Source organism: Kribbella pratensis (assembly GCF_004365355.1).
Taxonomy (GTDB): domain Bacteria; phylum Actinomycetota; class Actinomycetes; order Propionibacteriales; family Kribbellaceae; genus Kribbella.
Window position 1 is genome coordinate 1,129,035 of record NZ_SODP01000001.1, and the last position, 19,481, is coordinate 1,148,515.

The following is a 19,481-nucleotide window of genomic DNA, read 5'->3' on the forward strand; positions in this document are numbered from 1 at the left end:
AGCGTGATCGGCGTGTGACACGTGGGACTCAAGGGGTTATCGGGGTAGCCTGACCAATATGGCGACCCGCACGTCTTCCCCGGCGCGGGCGCAGAAGTCGGCAGCCAAACGGCCGAGCACGGCTCGTTCGGCTGCTGGTGGACGCTCCCGTCCGTCCGGCGCCCAGAAGCGTGGGCAGAGCACGAAGCGCGGCGGAACATCCGCGGCGCGGACCAGCACGCCCAAAAACAGCGGACCGGGCCCGTTCGCGGCCGCCATGCTCGCTCTGTGCCGCGGGGTGGTGAAGGTCTGGATCGGCATCGCCCATCTGCTCGGCAGCATGGTGCGGGGGATCGGCCACAGCGCCCGCGACCTGGAGCCCGAGCATCGCCGTGACGGCGCCGGCCTGTTTCTGATCGGCCTGGCGGTCGTAGTCGCTGCCGCGATCTGGTGGGATCTCCCGGGCGCGGTCGGCAACGGCGTACGCACGGTCGTCGGTGGCAGCATCGGCATGCTCGGTTGGGCGTTGCCATTGATGCTGCTGCTCATCGCTGTCCGCACGCTGCGTCACCCGGACCACAATGGGCCCGCGGGTCGTCAGGTGATCGGTTGGACCGCGGTCTGCCTCGGCGTACTGGGCCTGATCCACATCGCCAACGGTCTGCCCCGGCCGAGCAACCCCGCCGACGGCCCGTTGAGTGCTGCCGGCGGCGCGATCGGGTACTTCATCTCGTCGTTCCTGTCGGACCTACTCACACAGTACGTCGCTGCGCCGCTGCTCGTCCTGCTCTCGATCTTCGGCGCGCTGGTCATCACCGGTACGCCGGTGTACGCGATCCCGCTGCGGTTCCGCGCGGCCTTCGACGTACTGATGGGACGTACTGCGCTGCCGGAGGACGCTCCGTCCGTGGTGGCCGCGCCGACCGACGACACTGTCCGGCTGACGCGTAAGCAGCGGCGTGCGAAGGCAGCAGAGCTCGAGGACGACGGTGAGCCGACGGTCAAGCCGTATGACTCGCCGGTTCTCGAGGGTCGCGAGATCTCCAAGCGCGGCCGCAAGGCGAAGGCCCAGCCGGTGGATGAAGACGCGTATGACGTCGACAACGCCGAAGCCGCCGCAGCCTCTGAGCCTGCCTTCGAGCCGGCCCCCAGCAAACCGTCGGCCCCGCCGCCCGAGCCGCCGCCGCACACGCCGCTGCCGCAGCGCGTCGAGCAGCTGAGCCTGTCCGGCGACATCACGTACACGCTGCCCGACGGCCAGATGCTCAAGCCCGGCTCGGTGCACAAGGCCCGGACCAAGGCGTCCGACCAGGTCGTCGACCGGCTGACCGAGGTCTTCGACCAGTTCGGCATCGACGCCCAGGTCACCGGCTACACGCGCGGTCCGACCGTCACGCGGTACGAGGTCGAGCTCGGCTCCGCGGTCAAGGTCGAGAAGGTCACCGCGCTGTCGAAGAACATCGCCTACGCGGTGGCCTCGGCCGACGTACGCATCCTGTCGCCGATCCCGGGTAAGTCCGCGATCGGCATCGAGATCCCGAACACCGACAAGGAGATCGTCAGCCTCGGCGACGTGATCCGTTCGGCGACCGCGCGCAACGACCACCACCCGATGGTGGCCGGCCTGGGCAAGGACGTCGAAGGCGGCTTCGTCGTCGCGAACATGGCGAAGATGCCGCACCTGCTGGTCGCGGGTGCGACCGGCTCGGGTAAGTCGTCGTTCGTCAACTCGCTGATCACCTCGATCCTGATGCGGGCCACGCCCGACGAGGTGCGGATGATCCTCGTCGACCCCAAGCGGGTCGAGCTGAACAACTACGAGGGCATCCCGCACCTGATCACGCCGATCATCACCAACGCCAAGAAGGCGGCCGAGGCCCTGCAGTGGGTCGTCCGCGAGATGGACATGCGGTACGACGACCTCGCGGCGTTCGGGTTCCGGCACGTCGACGACTTCAACAAGGCCGTCCGCGGCGGCAAGGTGAAGCCGCCGCCGGGGTCGGAACGCGTGCTCACGCCGTACCCGTATCTGCTGGTGATCGTCGACGAGCTCGCCGACCTGATGATGGTCGCGCCGCGCGACGTCGAGGACTCGATCGTCCGGATCACCCAGCTGGCACGCGCGGCCGGCATCCACCTGGTGCTCGCCACGCAGCGGCCGTCGGTGGACGTCGTGACCGGTCTGATCAAGGCGAACGTGCCGTCCCGGTTGGCGTTCGCGACCTCGTCGCTGGCCGACAGCCGGGTCATCCTCGACCAGCCAGGTGCGGAGAAGCTGGTCGGCCAGGGCGACGGTCTGTTCCTGCCGATGGGCGCGAGCAAGCCGATGCGTATCCAGGGCGCGTGGGTCACCGAGTCCGAGATCCGCGGAGTGGTCGAGCACTGCAAGACGCAGCTCGAGCCGACGTACCGCGAGGACGTCACGGTCGCGGCCGGCCCGAGCAAGGATCTCGACGACGAGATCGGCGACGATCTCGACCTGGTGGTGCAGGCCGCCGAACTCATCGTTTCCACCCAGTTCGGCTCGACGTCGATGTTGCAGCGTAAGCTCCGCGTCGGTTTCGCCAAGGCCGGCCGGCTGATGGACATCCTGGAGAGCCGCGGCGTCGTCGGTCCCAGTGAAGGTTCGAAGGCCAGGGACGTCCTGGTCAAGCCTGACGACCTAGAGGACTTCATCACCACCCTCCGAGGAGAGTGACATCGTGACCGCCGCGAGCGCACTGCCCAGGCAGGAACGTTTCGACGTCGACCCCGAGCCCGTGCCGTTCACCGTGCGGGGATCCCAGAAGGTGCACGGCGGGCTCACCGTCGGCGCCGCGCTGGTCGCGATCGGGTTCGCCGCGTCCGCGTCCACGAGTCCGACCGGCATTCTGCGCTGGCTCGCCGCGGCAGCCTTCGCCGCTCTCGCACTGGTGTGCGCCCGCGCTCTGACAGTGGGGGAGATGCTGGTCGCCGACGACGTCGGCATCCGGCTGCGGATCGGCAGCGAATGGATCGGCACGCGGTGGGAAGACATCGAAGAGGTCACGGTGCTGCAGCGCCGGCATCCGCTCGACGACGGGCGGATCGCCGTACATCTGCAGGATCCTGGGCCGATCCTCGGCGCGATGCCGAGCTCGACCCGCAAGACAACTGATGCCAACCGTCGCCTGACGGGATCCTCACTCGCGGTACCGTTCGGGTTGACGGCACGGCCGTCGAACGGGGCGGTGGTGCAGGCGTTGCACATGCTTGCGGATGCCAGATGCCCGGTCAGGGAACAACTCTGACTCGCGCGTGACCCCGTCGTACCAAGGCCGTTGACTTGATGTCGGCGGTCCGACCAGGGGCGGCGACAGTCCGCACAGGCGATCGGACGAACGGAAGGATGGTGGGGAAGTGAGCATCGGCAGCGATCTCACGGCGGCCCGCGAGCGGGCCGACATGACGATCGAGCAGCTGAGCGCTGCGACCCGGATCAGAACCGGGCTGCTGATCGCCATGGAGGCCGACGATTTCTCCCGCTGTGGCGGGAACTTCTACGCTCGCGGGCACATCCGCGCGATCGCCCGCGTGGTGAAGGCCGACCCCGCTCCGTTGATCGCCAGCTTCGACGCCGAGCATGCCGTCGAGGAGGAGAAGTCCCGCCGCGAGGAACGCGCCGCGGCCAAGGGCCCGACGCTCCGCCCCGCCCGTCCGCGCTGGGCGATCGTGGTCGGCGCGATCCTGGTCATCCTGATGGGCTGGGGGATGGTGCGGCTGTTCACGCTGCCCAGTGACATCGAGGCGAACGCGTCGAAGACCGCCGTCACCACGGCAACGGTCACGACGCCGACCCCGAAGGCAACGCCTCAGCCGACCGTCAAGCCGACCACTCAGCCGACGACCGCCAAGCCGCCGGTGCTGATGACCGCGCTGACGCTGACGGCGAAGAACGACGGTACGTACTTGACGGTCCGCGACAAGAAGAACCGCCGGCTGTTCCAGGGGCGTCTGAGCCCTGGTATCGCGCAGTCGGTCACCAGTTCCGGCGACATCCGTGTGACGGTTGGCAATCCGGGCAACCTAATCGTCACGTTGAACGGGAAACGCGTCCCGACCAAGCTGTACAAGTTCACCGCGCACCCGAACGGGACTCTCAGCAAGACCGCCGGCACCTCCTAGCCCTGGGTGCCGCGCTGTGAGATGCGTTGGTGAGTTAGGTCGGGGAGTGTACGGCGAGTCATACTCGTAGTGATGAATACGCCACCCACCACTGTCGCCCTGGTCACGCTGGGCTGTGCCCGTAACGATGTCGACTCCGAGGAACTGGCTGGCCGGCTCGAGGCCGGTGGTTTCCGATTGGTCGACGACGCCGCTGAGGCGGACACGGTGGTGGTGAACACCTGCGGATTCGTCGAGGCCGCGAAGAAGGACTCCGTCGACACCTTGCTGGCCGCCGCCGACTACAAGGAGTCCGGCCGGACGCAGGCCGTCGTCGCGGTCGGCTGCCTCGCCGAACGGTACGGCGACCAGCTCGCCGAGGCTCTGCCGGAAACCGACGCGGTCCTGAGCTTCGACGACTACACCGACATCTCGGACCGCCTCCGCTCGATCCTCGCCGGCAACAAGCACCAGCCGCACGTACCGCGCGACCGCCGCAAGCTCCTCCCGCTGGCCCCGGCCGACCGCCACTCGGCCCCCGCGCCAGCCGTCCCCGGCCACGGCGACCAGCCAACCACCGCAGGTCAGCCGACCGGCGGAGGTCAGGCGAGTGGTGCGGAACAGCCGACCAGCGGGGGTCAGCCGACCAGCGCGGGTCAGGCGGGGGGCGCGGGCCGGCTTGCCGGCGGCGAGCTGTCGGCCGGCGATGCGCGGGTGGCCGGCATCGGCTCGCACATTCCCGAGCAGCTCCGGCCCACGGGTGCTGCTCGTTCCGGCGAGCAGACGGACGGACTCAAGGGACGCTTCGTCACCGGCGCGCCGGAGGAGCTGAAGATCGACGCCCCCGACCTCGCAACCGCTCCGGCCAGCGGTCCCCGCGTGGTGCGTCGGCGCCTCGACGGCGGCCCGATGGCGCCGCTCAAGCTCGCCTCTGGGTGCGACCGGCGGTGCGCGTTCTGCGCGATCCCGATGTTCCGCGGCGCGTTCATGTCCCGCCGCCCCGCCGAGGTACTGCGTGAGGCCGAATGGCTGGCGGAGAACGGCGTACGCGAACTCTTCCTGGTCTCCGAGAACTCCACCTCCTACGGCAAGGATCTCGGCGACCTCCGCCTGCTCGAGACCCTCGTCGGCGAGATCGCCCAGGTCCCCGGCATCATCCGCGTGCGCGTGTCGTACCTGCAGCCCGCCGAGATGCGCCCGACGCTGATCAGCGCGATGACCTCCACCCCGGGCGTCGTTCCGTACTTCGACCTGTCCTTCCAGCACGCATCCGGCCCGCTGCTGCGCCGCATGCGCCGCTTCGGCGACTCCGAACGCTTCCTCGAACTGATCGCCCAGGTCCGCGCGACCGCCCCGACGGCCGGCATCCGCAGCAACGTCATCGTCGGCTTCCCGGGCGAGACCGAGGAAGACGTCGACATCCTCTGCGACTTCCTGTCCCGCGCCGGCCTCGACGCGATCGGCGTCTTCGGCTACTCCGACGAGGACGGCACCGAAGCCGAAACGTACGACGGCAAACTCGACGAAGACACCATCGCCGCCCGCCTCGACCGAGTCACTCGCCTCGCCGAAGACCTAACCTCCGCCCGAGCCGAATCCCGCATCGGCGAACTCCTCGAAGTCCTCATCGAATCCACAGACTCAACCAACCCAGGGTCCTACGACGCCCAGTCGGACGAGGACGACTTGGATGGAGCCGAGCTGGACGGGGTCGAGCTGGACGGGGCCGACATGGGCGACGCCGACATGGGCGACGCCGACCTGGGCGAGGCCGAGCTGGACGACGCCGAGCTGGACGCCGCTGGTCCAGACCGGGTCGGGCCGGACGGAGCCGAGCTGGACGAGGTCGAACTCGGCGCGGCTGGTCGCCGGGTCGGGCTGGACGGTGTTCTGACGGCTGGGGCCGGGCGAACTGGTGAAGGTCGGGCCGCGCACCAGGGGCCGGAGGTGGATGGATCGACGACGGTGACCGGGCTCCCGGACGGGGTGCGGGTCGGCGATCTGGTGTCTGCGAAGGTGGTGGCGAGCGACGGTGTCGACCTGATCGCCGAGTTTGCCGCGCTCGTGAGCACCCCGGACGCCCGTCCGGCAGCTAACCTGACCGCGTGAGCAACCCGCCGACGAACCCGGCGCCGCGCGCAGCGGGCGGCCCTCTCCACGCGCCCAGCGCCTGGAACGTGCCCAACGCGCTCACGGTTCTTCGGCTGGTCCTCGTACCGCTGTTCGTCTGGCTCCTGCTCCGCGAAGGCGGTCACACCGACAGCAACCGCCTGCTCGCCACCGCCGCGTTCGTGGTCGCGATCGTCACCGACCGCTTCGACGGCGACATCGCCCGCCGCTGGAACCTCGTCACGAACTTCGGCAAGATCGCCGACCCCATCGCCGACAAGGCCCTCACCGGAGCAGCCTTCCTAGGCCTCTCGTACCTGGGCGAACTCCCCTGGTGGGTCACCATCGTGGTGATGGTCCGCGAGTGGGGCGTCACAGCCCTCCGCTTCTGGGTAATCCGCCACGGCGTCATGCCCGCCAGCCGCGGCGGCAAGCTCAAGACCGTCCTCCAGGCAATCGCCCTGGGCCTCTACCTCCTCCCGTGGCAGGAAGTGAAAATCCTCCACTGGACCGCCGTCACCTTCATGGCCGCCGCCGTACTCGTCACCATCATCACCGGCCTCGACTACGTAGGCCGAGCCCTCCGCCTCCGCGCCGCCGCCAAACGCCCTCTCCCATAACCCCCACGTTCTGTAGGTCGGCTGGGTGGGCTGTTGGGTGACTAGACTCGTTGGGGTGCCGAGGTCGAGTGCTGGAAGTGCGAGTACTGGCAAGGACGGCAAGCTCGCGCAGACGTACCGGCGGTTCGCGGAGGTGGACGCCGCGAAGATCTCGCCTCTGTACGAGCACATCGCCCTCGCCCTGAGCGAGTCCGATGAAGCCCTCAGCGCGATCGAAGCCGTTCCCGCCCGCAAGCGAAGCCCAGCCCTCGTCCTCGCTGCCCTCCACCACCTGGCCCTTACCGGCCAAGCCCCAACCCTCGCCACCGCCTACGAAGCGGTATCCGCCTCGCCGGCACCCACGGACCCTGATGCGACCGCGAACGTCGACCTGGCGACCGACGCTGCGATTCAGACGCTGGTCGAGATGACGGAGGCCGTGATTGCACTTGTCGCGCACCGGAAAGTGCGGACGAATCCGGCTGGCAATCACGCCGTGCTGTACCCGGCGATTGCCGAGGTGGCACGAAGGATCGGCGCGGGCACCGTCGGACTGATCGACGTGGGTTGCTCGGCTGGGTTCAACCTGAACGTCGATCGCGCCGCCATCAACTACGGCAACGAGCAGACGCTTGGTGACCCGTCGTCTCCCGTCCAGGTGTCCGCGTCGGTCATGGGGGATCGGGCCATCCCGGTGCACGCGATACCCGAGGTCGTCGCCCGGATCGGCATCGACCTCGAGCCGATCGATACGCGGGACGCGGACGAGGCTCGATGGTTGCGTGCTTGCGTGCCACCCGATCAGCCGGAGCGGATCGCACGGCTCGAAGGCGAGCTGGAGTTGGCAGAATCGGTGCCTCCGTTCTTGATGCAAGGTGACAAAGTCGATCTCCTGCCCGACGCGCTCGCTCGAGTGCCGGCAGATGCCCTGCCCGTGGTCACGACGACATGGGCACTCTCCGACCTCCCGCTCGAGAGCCGCCTTCGCTTCCTGCAGCGTCTCGACGCAGCGGCGACAAACCGGCCGGTCGCCTGGGTGTCGGTGGAAGGGGTCGGAGTTGCGCCCGCGATCCCGACGTTCGGCGACCGTCCGGCATCCGGCCACAGCATCATCGGCCTCGCGGTCTTCGACCATTCGACCCTGTACGCCGAAGCGGCAGGCCGCTGCTGGTTGCGTGGTCAGATGCTGGCGTGGCTGGCGGATTCGTAGTCCGACGCCGCGGCCGCGAGCAGTGATCTACAGCGGAAACGGATTTAGCCCACTCGTCTAGCGGCGGATCTTGTTCAACAATGCGTTGGGTACAGATCGGGAGCGCGGGAGGTATCGGGTGGCCGAGGACGGGCTTGATTTGGCGGTCGGGCGGTTGGTGGACCTACTGATGGAGCGTCGCGTGACGCTTGCGACCGCTGAGTCGTTGACAGGTGGGATGGTCGGGGCGGTTCTGACGGATGTGCCGGGGGTGTCGGCTGTGTATCGGGGTGGCGTGATCGTCTATGCGACCGACCTGAAGGCCAAGCTCGCTGGCGTGCCCGACGATCTGCTGGCTGCTGTAGGCCCGGTCCACGCGGACACGGCTGCTGCATTGGCCACCGGCGTACGGGAGCGTCTGGAGGCGGACTACGGGCTCGCCACGACCGGTGTGGCCGGTCCCGACCCGCAGGCGGGCATCGAGGCCGGCACGGTGTACGTCGCCGCGGCCGGACCGGGGTCCGTACAGGTGCGCAAACTGCAGTTGTCCGGTGACCGAACGGCAGTGCGTCGGGGGAGCGTGCAGGCCGTCCTCGAACTCGGAGCCGCCGTTGTGGCGGAAGAACTCGACTGAACGGGGTGTTAGGACCAGCATGGTGACAGGTAAGGCAGACTGGCGCGGCGCACCGAAGGTGGACATTGCGAGAGGTAGTGACCCAGCAACAGGTACCGTTGGTTCCTACGGTCGAGCTACCGTGCGAGTAGACACGACCGGACAGGCGGAAGGGAGAAACCTCATGGTGCTGGTTCGCGGCCTGCTGGGCGACGTGCTGCGGCGTAAGCGGCTGCGCCAGGGGCGCACCCTCCGCGAGGTGTCGGCTGACGCCCGCGTCAGTCTCGGCTACCTGTCCGAGGTCGAGCGTGGCCAGAAAGAAGCCTCCAGCGAGCTGCTGGCAGCCATCTGTACGGCGCTCGACGTTCCGCTGTCGACGGTCTTCGCCGAGGTGAGCGAGGATCTGGCCCGCGAAGAGGCTCTGGTGCTGGCGCACCCGACCATCGAGTCGGAGGTCGTGGCCTCCGCGGCCTGAGCCCCTGGTCATCGCCCGCTCCCGTCCGGAGTAGGGCTGCTGCCGGACGGCTGGATCAATGCCACGCGCGAGGGCCAGATCAATTGCAGCGCGGGCAGCGGCGGATCGCCTGGCTGCCGGAACATCTGATTCGCCGTGTACAAGTGATGGATCGAGTCGGGAAACCGGAGAAGCTGCGCCGTCTCCGGAGGCGGGAAGAAGCCGGACAGATCGTCACCCTCGTCGAACACCGCTCCGCCCATCACCGCCCACGCGAGCGGTTTGAGCCCGAGGTACGCCCAGCACGGCTCGGGATCGAACACGATGATCTCCGGATGCCGGTAGAGGCTGAGCCCTAGCGTGTACCCGAAGGCTGGATTGCGGGCACCGTCGCCCTCGACGTACTGCATCGTCCAGCCAAAGGTCTGGATGTTTTCCTCGATCTGCCGCGAGATCTGCTCGTCGCTCACACCACTGCACCGGTCGCACATCGCCTTCTCCTCTCGATCGAACATTTGTTCGATGTGTCAGAGAAGATATCCGCGTTCTTGTCCGCCGCCGGCGTTGTCCACAGGCCGGTTCCAGTCAGCTCTCGGGTTGGCAGGCCGGGCACCAGTACGTAACCCGTTCGCGGGTCGGTTCGCCGAGTGATGCGGTGAGGATCGTCGTGCCGCAGCGGTGACACGGTTTGCCCGCGCGTTCGAACACCCATGTGCGTTGCCCCGGGCGGTCGACGCCGGTGCTGACTTGCGCGCCGCGGCGGACGTTTGCCTTGAGCAGCTTCCGGCTGAGGTCTACGGCGGCGGGGACATCTACGGCCGAGATCGGGCGCCACGGGTGCAGACCGAGGAGAAAGCAGACCTCGGTGCGATAGAAGTTGCCGATCCCGGCGAGATTCCGTTGGTCGAGCAGCGCCTCGCTGACGGTCCGCTCGGGATCGGATTCGAGGTTCGCGATAGCGAGAGCCCGGTCGAACGACGGCGACAGCAGATCAGGTCCGAGGTGCCCGACCACGCTGTCCTCGTCGTCCGTCGCGACGAGGTCGAGCACCGGCAGCCGATAACCGACAGCCGTCCAGGGCGCGGTTTCTAGGACCACGCGGATCTGATGATCAGGCCCGCCGTGCCACCGCTCACCCGGACGGTACAGGTGCCAGCTGCCGTCCATCCGGAAATGGCTGTGCAGCGTCAATCCACCCGAGAGACGCATCAGGATGTGCTTGCCGCGCGCAACGACCTCGAGCATCGTCCGCCCGCTCAGGTTTGTTGTTGCGAGCGACGGCACGCGGAAGTCCGTACGCACGAGCCCCTGTCCTGCGAGCGCCTGGTTCAGCCGCTTGCAGGCTCGCCAGACGGTGTCTCCTTCGGGCATGACCGATCGCTCCCGATATCAAGCCCGCAGACGCAGACCGCGTGGTGTCGCATGGAAACCGGCCTTCGCCAGCGCATCGCCGAACGCCGTGTGCCGCACTTGCTCACCATCAGCCGTCTCGACACTCAGCTTGCCGAGCTGACCGTCCCGGATCGACAACGCCAGCGCATCAACTGCAGGCTGGAGCAGGTCAGGGTCCTCGGTAAAGCTCAGCACAGTCCGCCCGCCGCGCTCGACGTACACGATCAGTTGTCCGTCGACCATGACGACCAACGCACCGGCCTTCCGGCCAGGGCGATGACCGCCTGCGCTCTCTCGCTCGGGCCAAGGCAAGGCGGCGCCATACGGATTCGCCGGATCGGAAGCCGCGAGTACGACGGCCCGCGCGTTCAGTTCCTCGTCCTTCCGGCCACGGCTGCCACCTCCGGGTCGTGCACCACCCGGCCCGAATCGTCCGGCAGGACCGAACGGACCGTCAGGCGCTGGTGACGCCGAGGTCGGCAGCTCCGCAAGCGCGCGCAAGCGGTCGACGGCTCCGGGTAAGGCGAATTGAGCTGCGCCGAGCCCGGCGACGAAGTACCCGCGGCGGCACCGTCCCGACTCCTCGAACGCGCTCAGCACCTTGTAAACGGCCGCGAACCCACCTGGAGTCCGCTCGGTGATCACCGACCCTCGCGTGACGATCCCATAGCGATCCAGCAGCGTCTCCGCTGCCGCATGTGCCCGCCGGGTCGCATCCGAACTGCGGGCCGGTAGCAACGACCATCGTCCGCCTGCTGTGGGCGGACCACTCCGCGCGGGCATCGACGGCCGCCCAGGACGCATGGGACGACCGGGTCGCGCCCGTGGCGTTGCACGACGTGTTCGATGACTGCCTCGCCCACCGCCAACGAGTGACCGGACCGGTGTGAGGGTGTCGTTAGTCAGGTACCCAGCCCAGACAAGATCCCAGAGGACGCTGACCAACGTCTCGTCGTCCACCACTCCGGACGCGGATCCAACCGCATCGCTCAGCTGGCGGAAGAAGAACGCGCCGCCGCCCGACAACGCGTCGAGCACAGCCTGGTGCGTCTCACTCAGCTCGAGCTCCGGATCAGGATCAGGCAACGTCAGGTCATAGTTGTCCGCGAGATGAAGCGACACCCAACCGTCCGTCCCGGGCAACGAGCCCGAACCCGCCCACACGACTTCGCCAGTCGCCGTCAGCTCGTCCAGCATCGACTGCTGATATCCAGGCACTCGCGAAGGCAGCACGATCGACTCCAACGCGGACGCCGGCACCGCGCATCCTGCTAGTTGCTCGACGGCTCCGAGCAGTACGTCGTACCCGCGGCCTCGGCTGCTCGTGATCCCTTGCCAGGCAGGCAGGAACCGGGCCAGCGCGGACGGATCAACTGGCTCGACCTCCTTGCGCAACGCAGCAAGAGATCGCCTCCGCAACAGTCGGAGGACCTCGCTGTCACACCACTCGAGCGCGATCCCACCCGGCAGGAACTCGCCTTCAACGACTCGTCCGGCCGCAGCCAACCGTCGCAGCGCTTCGCTGACGACGGCAACCCCGATCCCGAGATGTGTCGCCAGATCGATCGCCCGGAACGGCCCATGCGTTCGTGCATATCGAGACACCAGATCGCCGAGCGGATCGGCGACCGGCTCCGCGTGCGCCTCCGCCACTCCAGGCGGCAACGGCACGCCGAGTGCGTCCCGCAACCGCGCCACGTCTTCGACCACTGCCCACCGATGCTCGCCCGCGATTCGCACTCGCACCACCCGGCGAGCGGCCGCCAACGAGGTCAGCCACGACTCGGCATCCGAACCGTCGACGCACCGCTGCGTTGCCTCCGGCAACGACAGTGGACCGACCATCCGCAGGACGTCGAACAGGCCTTCGGCATCACGCGCTCGTCGATCCTCGGCCAGTCGCTGCAGCTCGGCCTCGGTCCGAAGAACGACCTCCGCATCGAGCAGTTCGCGCAGTTCGGTGCGCCCAAGCAGTTCTGCCAGCAAGCTCTGGTCAAGCGAGAGTGCGGCCGCGCGCTTCTCCGCGAGCGGACTGTCGCCCTCGTACATGAAGGCGCCCACATAGCCGAAGAGCAGGGACTTCGCGAACGGAGAGGCTTCCGACGTCTCGACCTCGACGACCGAGATCCGGCGCTCGCTGATCCCCGTCAGCAGATCCTTCAACGCCGGCAGGTCGTAGACGTCCTGCAGGACCTCGCGCAACGTCTCGAGCACGATCGGGAACGACCCGAACTTGCTTGCCACACTCAACAACTGCGACGCTCGCTGCCGTTGCTGCCACAGCGGTGATCGCCGCCCCGGATTGCGTCGCGGGAGCAACAAGGCCCGCGCGGCACACTCCCTGAACCGAGCTGCGAACAACGCCGACCCGCCGACCTCGGTGGTCACCAGATCCTCGATGTCCTGCGGATCGAACAGCACGAGATCCGCGCCCGGCGGTGCCTCGTCGGTCTCGGGCAGTCGCAGCACGATCCCGTCGTCGCCCGAGACCGACTGTGCGTCCATCCCGTACCGGTCCCGGAGCCGAGCCGCGATCGCAAGGGCCCACGGGCCGTGTACTTGACCGCCGTACGGCGAATGCACGCAGACACGCCAGTCACCCAGCTCGTCACGGAACCGCTCGACAACAATCGTCACGTCGTCCGGCACGCGACTCGTCGCGTCCCGCTGCTCGGCGAGGTAGGACACGAGGTTGTTGGCAGCGAACTCGTCGAGGCCCGCGGTCCGCGCGCGCTCGATCGCTTTGGCGGCAGGCAATGACGCCATCTTGCGGACGAACGCGCCGGTCGCGGCGCCAAGCTCAGCGGGCCGCCCGACCGCATCGCCCTTCCAGAAGGGCAGCCTGCCCGGCTGACCGGGTGCGGGGGAGACCAGCACTCGGTCGTGGGTGATGTCCTCGATCCGCCAGCTCGACGCGCCGAGCGTGAATACGTCGCCGACGCGCGACTCATACACCATCTCCTCGTCGAGCTCGCCGACGCGATGATTCGTCGACTCGCCGACCAGGAAAACCCCGAACAGTCCGCGGTCCGGGATCGTCCCGCCGCTGGTCACCGCTAGCCGTTGCGCGCCCGGTCGACCGGAGATCTCGCCACTCACCCGATCGAACACGATCCGCGGTCGCAGCTCCGCGAATTCGTCCGACGGATACCGACCCGAGAGCATGTCGAGAACCCCGTCGTACGCCGATCGCGGCAACGTGGCGAACGGCGCACAGCGACGTACCAGAGCAAACAGCTCGTCGACGTCCACCGAATCGAGGGCGACGATCGACACGATCTGCTGAGCCAGCACGTCGAGCGGGTTGGCCGGGATGTGCAGGCTCTCGATCATCCCGTCGCGCATCCGCTGAACGACGACGGCTGTGTCGATCAGATCGCCACGGAACTTCGGGAACAGCACGCCGCGCGACACCGCTCCAACTTGGTGACCAGCACGACCCACGCGCTGCAATCCACTCGCGACGGACGGCGGCGCCTCGACCTGGATCACCAGATCGACCGCACCCATGTCGATGCCGAGCTCGAGGCTGCTTGTCGCCACCACGCACGGCAGCCGACCCGACTTCAGATCCGCCTCGATCAGCGCTCTCTGCTCTTTGCTGACCGAGCCGTGGTGGGCTCGCGCGATCAACGGAGGCGCCGCGAGTGATCCGCCGGACTGGGCCATCAGCTGAGCCGGTGAGCCCAACTCAGGCAGCTCCAGCTCTGCCCGCTCTGCTGCGATCTCGTTGAGCCGCGCGGTCAGTCGCTCGGCCAGCCGTCGCGAGTTGGAGAAGACGATCGTCGACTTGTGCTGGGAGATCAGATCGAAGACATGCTCTTCGACATGCGGCCAGATCGATGCGTGCTGCTGCGGACTCGCCGCGGATCCGGAGGTCTCCACCTCCGTGGCGGCCAGCTCGGCCATGTCCTCGACCGGAACGACAACGCTCAGATCCCACTGCTTGGTGAACTTGGGCTGCACCACGGTCACCGGCCGCTCGCCACCAAGGAACCGAGCGACCTCCTCCACCGGTCGCACCGTCGCGGACAGACCGATCCGCTGCGCAGGCTTCGGTAACAACGTGTCGAGGCGCTCGAGGGTGAGCGCCAAGTGGGCGCCCCGCTTGGTCCCGGCGACCGCGTGGACCTCGTCGACGATGACTGTCTCAACCCCGCGCAACGACTCCCGGCCCTGCGAGGTCAGCAACAAGAACAGTGACTCCGGGGTTGTGATCAGTACGTCGGAAGGCCGGGTGGCGAACCGTCGCCGCTCACTGGCCGGGGTGTCGCCCGAACGCACCGCGACCTCGACGTCGATCGGCGCCTCACCCAGCCGGCGCGCGGTCTCCCGGATGCCGATCAGCGGTGCGCGGAGGTTGCGCTCGACGTCGACCGCGAGCGCCTTCAGCGGTGATACGTACAGCACCCGGCAGCGCAGCTTCGGATCGTCCGGTGGGGGCGTCGTGGCGAGGCGGTCGAGGGCCCAGAGGAAGGCTGCCAGCGTCTTGCCTGAACCCGTCGGGGCGACCACCAGCGCGTCCCGGCCCGCGGTGATGGCGTCCCACGCCTCGAGCTGGGCCGGGGTGGCCGCCTCGAAGACGTCGCCGAACCACGCCCGGGTCGCGGGCGAGAACCGGCTCAACGCGCTGGTCTTCTTCACGCTGACCATCTTGCCGGGTCCCGCCGACAATTTTCACGAGCCGTTCGTCGCAGACCGTGAGGAGACGCTTTCCGTCCGGTGCAGAGGTTGTCCCCATCGTCTGGAATGATCGACGACATGATCAACCGCGTACGCGCAGCGCTCGTCGTCGTGGCCTGCCTGGTCGCTCTGACCGGGTGCGTCAAGCTCGACGCCGATCTGAAGGTCGGGTCGAACGAGACGGTCTCGGGCTCCATGAAGATCGGGGTCGACAAGCAGCTGCTGCAGTCCAGCGGCCAGTCCCTCGACAAGGTCCGCCAGCAGATCGAGAGCGGCATCAGGCAGACGACCACCGAAGGGGTCAACTGCAACTCGTTCGAGGACGACAAGTACGTCGGGTCGAACTGCGTCTTCGAGAGCGTGCCGTTCGACAAGATGGGCACCTCGAGCGGCGACGGCGTCAGCTTCCGCAAGGACGGCAACAAGGTCATGGTGACCGTGAAGGCCGGCAACCTCGGCAGCGTGCCGTCCGGCAGTCAGCCCGAGGTGAACTTCAAGATCACCATGCCGGGCAAGATCCTCGAGCACGACGACGGTGCGAGGATCAGCGGCCGCACGGCGACGTACGACAGCCTCGACAAGCTCGGCAAGATCTCGCTGACGTCCGAGGCGGGCGGCGGATTCCCGACGTGGGCGCTGATTCTGATCATCGTGCTGGTGCTGCTGGCGATCGGCGCGGTGGTGTTCTTCCTGCTGCGCAGCCGCAGGCGTAAGAATCAGCACGGTTACGGACAGCCATACCCGGGGCAGTACCCGGGCCAGCCGGGCCAGTACGGCGGCCCAGGGCCGTACGCGGGGCAGCCGGGGTACGGGCAGCAGCCTGGCCCCGGTGGGCAGTACCCGGGTCAGCCCGGTCCGTACGGCGGTCCGCAAGGGCAGCCTGGTCAGTACGGTCCGCCGGGGCAGTACCCGGGGCAGCCGGGACAGCCGCCGTACGGCGGTCAGCCTGGTCAGCCGCAGTACCCTGGGCAGCCTCAGCCGGGGCAGTGGGGTCCGCAACCGGGTCAGCAGACGCCGCCCCAGCAGGGACAGCCGCCTCAGCAGGGGCCCGGCGGCTGGGGACAGCAGCCCGGCCAGGGGCAGCCTGGTCAGTACGGTCAGCAGCCGCCGCAGCAGGGTGGTCCTTCGGGACCCCAGCCGGGGCAGCAGGGCGGTTGGGGACCGCCGCCGAGGAACGATGACGGGCAGGAATGAGACTGACGGAGTTCTGGGCTCGGATGGATCACCATCTCGGTCCGGCATACGCACGGACCTGGGCCGAGACCCAGGTGGTACAGGAACTCGGCGGCCGTACGGTCGTCGAGGCCCTGGCCGAGGGGGAGGCCGCGAAGGTGGTCTGGCGTGCCGTGTGGGCGCACCTGAACCTGCCGGCCAGCGAACGCTGATGCTCTAGGCAACTAACGCTCTAGACCGTCCATCCGGTGCGGGACGCCCACTCCTCGGCCGGTAGATAGATGAGGTCGCAGACCGGGTCCTTGAGGTCGGAGTAGTCGCCGATCTCGAGCCGGAGCGCCGCAGCGTGCTGCTTGAAGGCCGCGTACGCGCGTGCCGTCTCCGGATGACTGCGCAAGTAGTCGCGGAAGAGCAGCGCGTACCGCTGGTTGGCGCGACCGGCCACCCGGATGTGCAGATTGACCCGGCGTCGGTACATCGGCTCGACCAGCATCCGCTTCACCCACTGCATGTCATCGCTGGGCAGACCTGGCACCGGATGATCGCGCCGCGGCGGACGTAGCTCCCAGTCTGCAGCGACCATGCGCTCCGCCACGTCGTCCAGCTCCGGCTCCGTGCCGACTGTGACCTGGATGTCCAGGATGTCCTTGGCCGGCAGGCGGGGTACCGAGGTGGAGCCGATGTGGTCGATCCGCTGGGCCAGTTCGCCGAGCAGTCCGCCGATCACGTGCGCGGTCTTCTCGTACTGCGAGGGCCAGCTCTCGTCCGGTCGTGCGATGACGATCCCAGTCATGCGGAGATCATCCCAGTACTGCGGCGGCCGGTCCCAGTCCTTCAGACAGGTTTGACCCGGAACGCGTTGCCCGTGAGCAGGTCCGCCGCCTCGTACGCCGCTTTGCGGATGGCTTTGCGCTCGTCGAAGTACCCGCCGACCATGCCGATGCCCGGGAGCTTGCCGACGAACCGGGCGCCAAGGCTGCCGCGTGGACGTTCCTCGAACACCTCACCGAGCCCACCGAACAGCTTGCTGATCCGCCAGAGCAGACGGATGCCTTGGCGCAGTCCTGCCTCCTCGGAGTTGTCACCGAGACCGAGCTGCTTCGCCACGTCCTGTCCGGCTGCGGTCGGGTCGTCGTACTCGAGTACCTCGTCCGGAGTGATCGGACGGTCGGTCAGAACGCGTGCGATGACCGCAGTACGGTCCGCGTGCGCCTCCACGCCGTACTCACGGCAGATCGCGCCGATCACCATCGCTTGCACGGCCGCGCCGAGGGTGTCCTTGATCGGGAGCCGGTCGGCGGCCGCACCGCTGATCCGGGGGAGGGCTGCGACGACGGCCGCGAATCCGCCGAGCCGCTCCACCCACCAGTCGCAGCGCCTGGCGAGCGGCAGCTTCGGCCACTCTGCGTGCCCCGGCACCTTCATCATCAGCAGCCGGTCGATCGCGAGGATCAGGGCCTTCTCGGCCAGGTTGGGCTTCTCCTGGGCGGAGTACCCGGTCAGGATGCTGCGGACGCCGAACGGGTCCGGGGTGCGGAGCGCGTCGAGTACGGTGTCGATCCCGAACTCGACCCTGCTGAGGGCCAGGATCACGGCGGAATCGGGCACGTCGGGACGGTCGCTCACGCCCGCAAGGGTAGGGATCCGGCGGGTCAGATCGGTTGCCGGGGCAGCTTCGGCGTGTCAGTTGTGATTCGAACACGTGTTCGGGATACTTTGTGCGCGGAAGGTGTGCCGGACGGCCGAGTTGTCCACAGATTCGGAAGTGGCGACGAAAACTGTCCGACGTGATGGATACCTTCACTTGCGACACGAGAAGTCCTCCGGGCGGCTGGGAAGCGGCCCCGATTATGAGATGGGTCAGGTGGCATTCACATGGCGGGTGCAGCGAGTGCGGAGCGCGCGGTGGCCGATCGCGAGAAGGCGCTTGCGACCGCGCTGACGCAGATCGAGCGGCAGTGTGGCAAGGGTTCGGTCATGCGTTTGGGGGAGCAGAACAGGCCGCCGATCGAGGTCATCCCGACCGGGTCGATCTCGCTCGACATCGCGCTCGGGATCGGTGGTCTGCCGCGCGGCCGCGTGGTCGAGATCTACGGTCCGGAGTCCTCCGGTAAGACGACGGTCGCCCTGCACGCGGTCGCGAACGCGCAGCGGGCCGGCGGGATCGCGGCGTTCATCGACGCCGAGCACGCGCTCGACCCGGAGTACGCGCGGAAGCTGGGCGTCGACACCGACGCGCTGCTGGTCTCGCAGCCCGACTCCGGTGAGCAGGCGCTGGAGATCGCCGACATGCTGGTCCGCTCCGGCGCGATCGACATCGTCGTGATCGACTCGGTGGCCGCGCTGGTGCCGCGAGCCGAGATCGAGGGCGAGATGGGCGACAGCCACGTCGGTCTGCAGGCCCGGCTGATGAGCCAGGCGCTGCGAAAGATGACCGGTGCGGTCAGCGGGACCAACACGACCGCGATCTTCATCAACCAGCTGCGCGAGAAGATCGGCGTGATGTTCGGCTCCCCGGAGACGACGACCGGTGGTAAGGCGCTGAAGTTCTACGCGTCCGTGCGGCTGGACGTGCGCCGGATCGAGTCGCTGAAGGACGGGACCGACGTGGTCGGCAACCGGACCCGGGTCAAGGTCGTGAAGAACAAGGTGGCCCCGCCGTTCAAGCAGGCCGAGTTCGACATCATCTACGGCCAGGGCATCAGCCGCGAGGGCAGCCTGCTCGACCTCGGTGTGGATCAGGGCTTCGTCCGCAAGGCCGGCGCCTGGTTCACCTACGAGAGTGACCAGCTCGGCCAGGGCCGGGAGAACGCGCGGAACTTCCTGCGCGACAACCCCGATCTGGCCAACGAGCTGGAGAAGAAGATCAAGGAGAAGATGGGCATCGGCCCGACCCTTGACCAGCCGGCCGGCGAGGCCGCCACGGCCGAGGTCGATGTCGACTTCTGACCGACCCACCGCGGGCGGCAGCGTCCCCCGGCAGCCCACCGCTGCCGACGACGCTGCCCCCGCGGCACTGTCTCTACCCCACGACGAGCGCCTCGCGCTGGCCCGCAAGCTCCTGGCGGCAGGCACAGACACCTCGACACCTTCCAACGGCACGAGCCAGCGGTCCGGGTCCGATCGCAGTACTGACCGAGCTGGCGGCGCTGAGCGAGGTCGTGGTGA

General features: G+C 68.1%; 16 protein-coding genes and 1 pseudogene. 12 read left to right on the forward strand and 5 right to left on the reverse strand.

The features are described 5' to 3' along the window. Positions 1 to 58 precede the first annotated feature (58 nt). From EV653_RS05240 to EV653_RS05275, 9 genes and pseudogenes are all read left to right on the forward strand, one after another. Positions 59 to 2,677, forward strand: a complete 2,619-nt coding sequence (locus EV653_RS05240; protein WP_202871486.1) for an FtsK/SpoIIIE family DNA translocase — start codon at positions 59 to 61, stop codon at positions 2,675 to 2,677. A gap of 4 nt (positions 2,678 to 2,681) precedes the next feature. Then, a complete protein-coding gene (locus tag EV653_RS05245) occupies positions 2,682 to 3,248 on the forward strand; it encodes a hypothetical protein (protein ID WP_134098463.1) in 567 nt (188 codons plus the stop codon). Between the two features lie 109 nt (positions 3,249 to 3,357). Beyond that, positions 3,358 to 4,122, forward strand: a complete 765-nt coding sequence (locus EV653_RS05250) for a helix-turn-helix domain-containing protein (RefSeq protein ID WP_238159577.1) — start codon at positions 3,358 to 3,360, stop codon at positions 4,120 to 4,122. A 72-nt stretch (positions 4,123 to 4,194) separates the two neighbouring features. Next, positions 4,195 to 5,787: pseudogene (locus tag EV653_RS41565) on the forward strand (MiaB/RimO family radical SAM methylthiotransferase); the annotation flags it as partial. 60 nt (positions 5,788 to 5,847) lie between these two features. Beyond that, entirely contained in the window at positions 5,848 to 6,210 is a 363-nt protein-coding gene (locus tag EV653_RS42845) for a hypothetical protein (RefSeq protein ID WP_441294974.1), read from the forward strand. Continuing rightward, positions 6,207 to 6,830: a CDP-diacylglycerol--glycerol-3-phosphate 3-phosphatidyltransferase gene (pgsA, locus tag EV653_RS05260; protein ID WP_134098465.1), complete on the forward strand. Its 624-nt coding sequence runs from the start codon at positions 6,207 to 6,209 to the stop codon at positions 6,828 to 6,830. The genes EV653_RS42845 and pgsA overlap by 4 nt, the downstream gene beginning before the upstream one ends. Before the next feature lie 55 nt (positions 6,831 to 6,885). After that, entirely contained in the window at positions 6,886 to 8,019 is a 1,134-nt protein-coding gene (locus tag EV653_RS05265) for a DUF2332 domain-containing protein (RefSeq protein WP_202871488.1), read from the forward strand. 157 nt (positions 8,020 to 8,176) lie between these two features. Then, positions 8,177 to 8,632 (forward strand): CinA family protein, encoded by a 456-nt coding sequence (locus EV653_RS05270; RefSeq protein ID WP_370357942.1) that lies wholly within the window; start codon positions 8,177 to 8,179, stop codon positions 8,630 to 8,632. Between the two features lie 163 nt (positions 8,633 to 8,795). Beyond that, positions 8,796 to 9,086, forward strand: a complete 291-nt coding sequence (locus tag EV653_RS05275) for a helix-turn-helix domain-containing protein (RefSeq protein ID WP_134098469.1) — start codon at positions 8,796 to 8,798, stop codon at positions 9,084 to 9,086. 8 nt (positions 9,087 to 9,094) lie between these two features. Here EV653_RS05275 and EV653_RS05280 read toward each other — a convergent pair whose 3' ends face one another. From EV653_RS05280 to EV653_RS05290, 3 genes are all read right to left on the reverse strand, one after another. Beyond that, positions 9,095 to 9,580 carry a DUF4262 domain-containing protein gene (locus EV653_RS05280; protein ID WP_134098471.1) on the reverse strand — a complete coding sequence of 162 codons (486 nt, stop codon included), beginning with the start codon at positions 9,578 to 9,580 and terminating at the stop codon, positions 9,095 to 9,097. 70 nt (positions 9,581 to 9,650) lie between these two features. Then, positions 9,651 to 10,436 carry an Fpg/Nei family DNA glycosylase gene (locus EV653_RS05285; RefSeq protein ID WP_134098473.1) on the reverse strand — a complete coding sequence of 262 codons (786 nt, stop codon included), beginning with the start codon at positions 10,434 to 10,436 and terminating at the stop codon, positions 9,651 to 9,653. 18 nt (positions 10,437 to 10,454) lie between these two features. Next, complete coding sequence (locus tag EV653_RS05290) at positions 10,455 to 15,110, reverse strand: ATP-dependent helicase (protein WP_134098475.1); 4,656 nt, start codon at positions 15,108 to 15,110, stop codon at positions 10,455 to 10,457. A 108-nt stretch (positions 15,111 to 15,218) separates the two neighbouring features. Between EV653_RS05290 and EV653_RS05295 the strand changes: the two genes are divergently transcribed. Continuing rightward, entirely contained in the window at positions 15,219 to 16,334 is a 1,116-nt protein-coding gene (locus EV653_RS05295; protein WP_134098476.1) for an LppM family (lipo)protein, read from the forward strand. Then, positions 16,331 to 16,525 (forward strand): DUF3046 domain-containing protein, encoded by a 195-nt coding sequence (locus EV653_RS05300; protein WP_134098478.1) that lies wholly within the window; start codon positions 16,331 to 16,333, stop codon positions 16,523 to 16,525. Before EV653_RS05295 ends, EV653_RS05300 begins: the two co-directional genes overlap by 4 nt. Positions 16,526 to 16,545: 20 nt before the next feature. Here the strand turns inward: EV653_RS05300 and EV653_RS05305 are convergent, their stop codons facing one another. Both EV653_RS05305 and EV653_RS05310 read right to left on the reverse strand, forming a co-directional pair. Beyond that, positions 16,546 to 17,106 (reverse strand): GrpB family protein, encoded by a 561-nt coding sequence (locus tag EV653_RS05305; RefSeq protein WP_134098480.1) that lies wholly within the window; start codon positions 17,104 to 17,106, stop codon positions 16,546 to 16,548. A gap of 41 nt (positions 17,107 to 17,147) precedes the next feature. After that, positions 17,148 to 17,939 (reverse strand): hypothetical protein, encoded by a 792-nt coding sequence (locus EV653_RS05310; protein ID WP_134098482.1) that lies wholly within the window; start codon positions 17,937 to 17,939, stop codon positions 17,148 to 17,150. A 249-nt stretch (positions 17,940 to 18,188) separates the two neighbouring features. Here EV653_RS05310 and recA point away from each other — a divergent pair, with 249 nt between their 5' ends. Next, positions 18,189 to 19,262, forward strand: coding sequence for a recombinase RecA (recA, locus tag EV653_RS05315; protein WP_134098484.1), 1,074 nt, complete (start codon positions 18,189 to 18,191; stop codon positions 19,260 to 19,262). Positions 19,263 to 19,481 lie beyond the last annotated feature (219 nt).

What these genes read in the sequence shown, in the direction of transcription:
- EV653_RS42845 (WP_441294974.1), top strand. Translation starts at nt 5,848, where the DNA reads ATGGGCGACGCCGACCTGGGCGAGGCCGAGCTGGACGACGCCGAGCTG.
- EV653_RS05285 (WP_134098473.1), bottom strand. Translation starts at nt 10,436, where the DNA reads ATGCCCGAAGGAGACACCGTCTGGCGAGCCTGCAAGCGGCTGAACCAG.
- EV653_RS05275 (WP_134098469.1), top strand. Translation starts at nt 8,796, where the DNA reads ATGGTGCTGGTTCGCGGCCTGCTGGGCGACGTGCTGCGGCGTAAGCGG.
- EV653_RS05295 (WP_134098476.1), top strand. Translation starts at nt 15,219, where the DNA reads ATGATCAACCGCGTACGCGCAGCGCTCGTCGTCGTGGCCTGCCTGGTC.
- EV653_RS05290 (WP_134098475.1), bottom strand. Translation starts at nt 15,110, where the DNA reads ATGGTCAGCGTGAAGAAGACCAGCGCGTTGAGCCGGTTCTCGCCCGCG.
- EV653_RS05305 (WP_134098480.1), bottom strand. Translation starts at nt 17,106, where the DNA reads ATGACTGGGATCGTCATCGCACGACCGGACGAGAGCTGGCCCTCGCAG.
- EV653_RS05280 (WP_134098471.1), bottom strand. Translation starts at nt 9,580, where the DNA reads ATGTTCGATCGAGAGGAGAAGGCGATGTGCGACCGGTGCAGTGGTGTG.
- recA (WP_134098484.1), top strand. Translation starts at nt 18,189, where the DNA reads ATGGCGGGTGCAGCGAGTGCGGAGCGCGCGGTGGCCGATCGCGAGAAG.
- EV653_RS05240 (WP_202871486.1), top strand. Translation starts at nt 59, where the DNA reads ATGGCGACCCGCACGTCTTCCCCGGCGCGGGCGCAGAAGTCGGCAGCC.
- EV653_RS05300 (WP_134098478.1), top strand. Translation starts at nt 16,331, where the DNA reads ATGAGACTGACGGAGTTCTGGGCTCGGATGGATCACCATCTCGGTCCG.